We start from the raw sequence: 5705 nt of genomic DNA, 5'->3' as shown, positions 1-5705 counted from the left end.
CGCCTGACCAGACCGCCAAGGTAATGAACATCAAGCGCCTCCATGGTTTTGGGGCGCTGGTTGCAGTGAGCGGACTGAACGGCGATGAAAAGATCGTGGTGGAAGGCAAGCAGAACCTGCGTCCAGGCGCCAAGCTGCGCATCGCAGAACCGGCGGTGGCCGACAATGGCAAGAGCCACAAGAAAGGCAAGGCAGAATGAACCTCTCCGAGCTGAGTATCCGGCGCCCCGTGATGGTGGTGCTGCTCTCGCTGAGCCTTATCCTGGCCGGCGTGCTGGCCTATTCGCATATTCCGGTCGCGGCACTGCCGAGCTATAACACCCCGGTGATCAACGTCAGCGCCGATTTGCCCGGCGCCTCGCCGGAAACCATGGCCTCGTCCGTCGCGCTGCCGCTGGAAAAGCAGTTCTCGACCATCGGCGGCCTGTCGATGATCACCTCCACCAGCACGCTGGGCAATACGTCGCTCACGCTGGAATTCGATCCTTCGATCAACGTCAATGAAGCGGCGGTCGACGTACAGGCGGCGCTGCTGCGCGCCCAGCGTTCGCTGCCGCAGGAAATGACGGACCTGCCGTCTTACCGCAAGGTCAACCCGGCCGATGCGCCAGTGTTGTTCGCGACCATGACGTCGCCATCGCTGAGCTTGTCCGAATTGAACGATTACGCGGAAAACCTGGTGGCGCCGAGCCTGTCGACCCTGCCGGGCGTGGCCCAGGTCTCGGTCAATGGCCAGAAGCGCTTCGCGGTGCGCGTGCGCGCCAAGCAGGACTTGATGAATGCGCGCAACCTGACGCTCGACGAACTGCAGCAGGCGATCAAGGCGGCCAATGCGAATACCCCGCTGGGCACCATCGATGGCCCGAGCCAGACCCTGACCATCCAGGGCAATGCCCAGCTGATGCGCGCCGCCGACTTCGCCGACCTGATCGTCGCCACCCGCAACGGCCAGCCGGTGCGGCTGAAGGAAGTGGCGACGGTGGAAGACAGCTACCAGTCGATCAAATCGGCCGGCAGCTACAACGGCGAGCGCGCCATCGTGCTGCTGGTGCAACGCCAGCCGGACGCCAACACCGTGCAGGTGGTCGATGCGGTGCGCAAGCTGTTGCCGCGTTTCCGCGCCCAGTTGCCGGAATCGGTATCGATCAACCTGGTCAACGACCGTTCGGTCTCGATCCGCGAAGCGATCCACGACGTGAACCTGACGCTGGCGCTGACCGTGGTGCTGGTGGTGCTGGTGATCTTCCTGTTCCTGCATCGCGCCGCCGCCACTTTCATTCCGGCCATCACCATGCCGATCTCGCTGCTCGGCGCGCTGGCGCTGCTGTTCGGCATGGGCTACAGCCTGGATAACGTGTCCTTGCTTGGTATCACGCTGGCGGTGGGCCTGGTAGTCGACGATGCGATCGTGGTGCTGGAAAACATCGTGCGCCATATTGAACTGGGCAAGAAGCCTTTGCAGGCGGCCCTGGTCGGGGCGAAGGAGATGGGCTTCACCATCATCTCGATTTCGATCTCGCTGGTGGCGGTGTTCATCCCGATCTTCTTCATGCCTGGCGTGATGGGCCTGATGTTCCACGAGTTCGCGGTGGTGGTGGGCTTGTCGGTGCTGGTGTCGGCGGTTGTGTCGCTGACCCTGGTGCCCATGCTGGCCTCGCGCTTCATGCCGGCCGATTCGCACGAGACCTCGGGCGACGACACCTTCATCGGCCGCCACTTCGAGCGCGCCTTCCACGCCGTGCGCGACGGCTATGCGCGCACGCTGGACCTGGCGCTGCATCACCGCTTTGTGGTGCTGGGTATCGCCTTCGGCACCTTTGCGCTGACGGCCTGGCTGTATATCGCCATTCCGAAGGGTTTCTTCCCGGAGGAAGACCTGGGCCAGATCCGCGTCAACACCGAAGCCTCGGAAGATATTTCCACCTCCGCCATGCTGGAACTGCAGGAGAAGGTGGCGGCTACCATCCAGGCCAACCCGAACATCAAGGATGTGACCTCCTTCACCAGCGGCGGTAACACGGGCCGCATGTTCATCGTCCTGAAGCCTCGTTCTGAGCGCAAGAAAATGTCCGAAGTACTGGACAGCCTGCGCAAGGAAACGAAAAAGATTGCCGGCATCCAGGTCTACCTGAGCCCGGTGCAGAACCTGCAGCTGGGCGGGCGTCCTTCCAAGAGCCGCTACCAGTACACGCTGCAGTCGGTCAGCCCGGATGCATTGAACGATTGGGCCAGCAAGTTCCAGGATGCGATGCGCAGCGACAGCGACTTCCGCGACGTGACCAGCGATTCGCAGAACAAGGGCTTGCAGGCGCAGCTGAAGATCGACCGCGACAAGGCCAATATGCTGGGCGTGAAGATCGCCGACGTGCGCACGGCGCTCTATCTGGCTTTCGGCGAGCGCCAGGTGTCGACCATCTACTCGTCGGCCGCCAGCTACTTCGTGATACTGGAAGCGGCCAACGAGGACCGCCAGTTCGACGATTCGCTGACCAAGCTGTCGGTGCGTAACAGCGCCGGCCAGCTGGTGCTGCTGTCCAGCTTTGCCACGGTCGAGCGTACCATTGGCCCGACTGCGGTCAACCACCAGGGCCAGCTGCAGGCGATCACGATCTCCTTCAACCTGGCGCCCGATATCCCGCTGGGCAATGCCACCGCCAAGATCGAACAGATGGGCATGAAGATGGGCCTGCCGGCCTCCATCATCACCAGCTACGGCGGCGATGCGGCAGTGTTCAAGGATTCCCAGGGCAGCCAGCTGATCCTGATTGTTGCAGCGCTGGGTGTGATCTATGTGCTGCTGGGCGTACTGTACGAGAGCTATATCCACCCGCTGACGATCCTGGCCGGCCTGCCGTCCGCTGCGGTCGGTGCGCTGCTGACGCTGTGGATCTTCAAGCTGGACCTGACCATGATCGCCATCATCGGCATCCTGATGCTGATCGGTATCGTGAAGAAGAACGCCATCATGATGATCGACTTCGCCCTGGTGGCGCAGCGCGAAGAGGGCAAGGCGCCGATGGAGGCGATCCGCGAAGCCTGTATCCTGCGCTTCCGCCCGATCATGATGACCACCATGGCGGCCCTGATGGGCGCCTTGCCGATCGCCCTCGGCCTGGGCGCCGGCGCCGAACTGCGCCAGCCCCTGGGCTTGGCCGTGATTGGCGGCCTGCTGTTTTCGCAGGTGATCACCTTGTACATCACTCCGGTGATTTACTTGTTCCTCGATAAATATTCCGGTACCGGCCCGATGAAGGACGAGGAACTGGATGACGGATCTGCAACAGAACCAGCGCAGCCGGTCGAGCTCCGGGCCGTCAAAGCGGCCAAACACTGATACCATGCTGGGCGGCGCTTACAACCTGTAACATTTATAAAGGTGGAAAGTCGGTAAGCTCCCATCCCAGCACCTTCAGTAAAAAGCCACTATCTTGCACCAGTACACCCATTCCCACGCCGAACTAGCGGCCCACGACGGGCATTGCCCGACCTGCGGCCAGCCCTGGCCGCAAGAAAAGGTGCTCGAGTATGGTTCGGGCAAGCCAAACCGCTGGGGCATGCTGTTTACCGTCGGCCTGCACTTGCTGGCGGTCCTGATTTACTTCATCAGTCCCTACCACAAGATCGTGCTGACCCCTCCTGCCAAGGAAGGGGAGATGGTCTACATTACGCCCGGTAAGCCGGCGCCGCAGCCAAAGCCCAAGGCGCTGCCGAAAGCCAAGCCGGCCAAGGAAACACCGCGCTCCTCGCGCGCCTACCTGCCGCCGAACAAGAACGCCATCACCGAGGTCGTCAAGCCGCAAGAAAAAATTGTGCCTCCGGAGCAGGCCAAACTGGCGCCGCCGCCGGAAAACGCACCTGATATGGCAACCCTGATCGAGATGCGCCGCCGCGCGCGCGGTGCCGATGCGCCGCAGGCATCGCAGGAAGAAGATGCCGGTGCGACCGGCAAGGCGCGCGCCATGGCCAATATCATGGGGGCGCAGGGCCGCGCTGCGAACGGCGAGCGCAACGATACTGGCGGCATGTTCCAGATTGTGAACCAGACCTTCAATGCGGCTGACATCAAGTTCAGGGGATTCAGCACCAACTTCAAACGCACCTGGCAGCAGCAGGTGCACGTGGACCAGGGTTCCGAGAAAGATATTGAAACGGCAATCGTCAAGCGCATGATCGAGATGATTCGCAAGGAGAAGCCGGGCGACTTCGTCTGGGAATCGCACCGCCTGGGCCGCAATGTGCCGATGAGCGCGCGCAAGGAAGATGAGAAAGAGCTGGCGGCATTCCTGCTGCAGGAGATGTTCCCGGGCTACGGCAAGATAAACCGGTAACCCGGCAAACCTGGGTCTGACCCTGTCAATTCCAGAGTCCGCGGCCCCGGCTTAGACAGGGTCTGACCCTTGGGTCTGACCCGGACTTGCCGGGTTTGTTGGATTTACCGCAACATCACAAAAATTCATGAATCCTGGCCGCATCCTGCCGCTATAATCGCAAAATTTGCCGATTGGAGCCGGAGTTTTCGCCGCGATGAACATCACCCTGATTTCCTTTGTTGTGCTGTACCTGCTGGGTACCCTTGGCCTTGGCGTCTGGGCTGGCACCCGCATCAAGAATACGACCGACTTCGCAGTGGCCGGCCGCAGCCTGCCGCTGATCATGGTGATTACGACAACTTTCGCCACCTGGTTTGGTGCGGAAACCGTCATGGGCATCCCGGCCAAGTTCGTGCAAGGCGGCCTGAATGCCATCGTGGAAGACCCGTTTGGCGCCGGCACCTGCCTGATCCTGGTCGGCATGTTTTTCGCCGCCCGCCTGTACAAGCTCAACCTGCTGACTATCGGCGACTTTTACCGCCAGCGCTTCGGCAAGGGCATTGAAGTGTTCTGCTCCGTTGCCATCATCATTTCCTACCTGGGCTGGGTAGCGGCGCAGATTACCGCGCTGGGCCTGGTGTTCTCCGTGCTGACCAATGGCGCCATGTCGGAAACCATGGGCATGATCGTCGGCACCATGGCGGTGCTGATCTATGTGGTGATCGGCGGCTTCCTGGCCGTGGCGTGGACTGACTTCATCCAGATGATCGTGCTGGTTGTTGGCCTGTCCGTGATCGCCTGGTTCTCGGCCGACCTGGCCGGCGGCGCAGGCAAGGTGGTCGAGATGGCTTCGCAGAAGGACCTGTGGAAATTCATGCCACAGCCAACGTTCACTGAAATGGCCATGTTCATCGGCTCCGCCGTGACCATGATGCTGGGCTCCATCCCGCAGCAGGACGTGTTCCAGCGCGTGATGTCGGCCAAGGATTCCAGTACCGCGCGCGCCGGCGCCATGATCGGCGGCGCCAGCTACATCCTGTTCGCTGCGGTGCCGATGTTCATCGTCTCCTGCGCCATCATCGTGCTGGGCGACCATGGCCTGGAAATGGCCAAGAACGATTACCAGCGCCTGCTGCCAACCTTCGTGCTGACCAAGATGCCGCTGGTGATGCAGATCCTGTTCTTCGGCGCGCTGCTGTCGGCGATCAAGTCGACGTCGTCGGCGACGCTGCTGGCGCCTTCCACCAGTTTCGTGGAAAACATCCTGAAGAACCTGCGTCCAGGTATGGGCGACAGGCAGCAGCTGTTTGCGATGCGCGCCACCATTGTGGTGTTTGCGGCATCGGTGCTGCTGTATGCGATCAAGATGAACGGCACTTCGATCTACGAGCTGGT

Annotated in this window: 3 protein-coding genes and 1 pseudogene; all 4 read left to right on the top strand. The window is 61.5% G+C overall.

Features of this window, described 5'->3' with window-relative positions; all coding sequences use genetic code 11:
• A pseudogene (locus tag GM658_RS28470) lies at positions 1 to 200 on the top strand (efflux RND transporter periplasmic adaptor subunit); the annotation flags it as partial.
• Complete coding sequence (locus GM658_RS28465) at positions 197 to 3334, top strand: efflux RND transporter permease subunit (protein ID WP_155457487.1); 3138 nt, start codon at positions 197 to 199, stop codon at positions 3332 to 3334. The pseudogene GM658_RS28470 and the gene GM658_RS28465, both read left to right, overlap by 4 nt.
• Before the next feature lie 94 nt (positions 3335 to 3428).
• Positions 3429 to 4328 carry a cell envelope integrity TolA family protein gene (locus GM658_RS28460; protein ID WP_155457486.1) on the top strand — a complete coding sequence of 300 codons (900 nt, stop codon included), beginning with the start codon at positions 3429 to 3431 and terminating at the stop codon, positions 4326 to 4328.
• A gap of 196 nt (positions 4329 to 4524) precedes the next feature.
• Positions 4525 to 5705, top strand: a 1181-nt coding sequence (locus GM658_RS28455) for a high affinity choline transporter 1 (RefSeq protein WP_155457485.1), incomplete at its 3' end; no start/stop codon positions are given.

Source organism: Massilia eburnea (genome assembly GCF_009720745.1).
Lineage (GTDB): Bacteria > Pseudomonadota > Gammaproteobacteria > Burkholderiales > Burkholderiaceae_D > Rugamonas > Rugamonas eburnea.
This window is presented reverse-complemented; position numbering and strand designations above follow the sequence as displayed.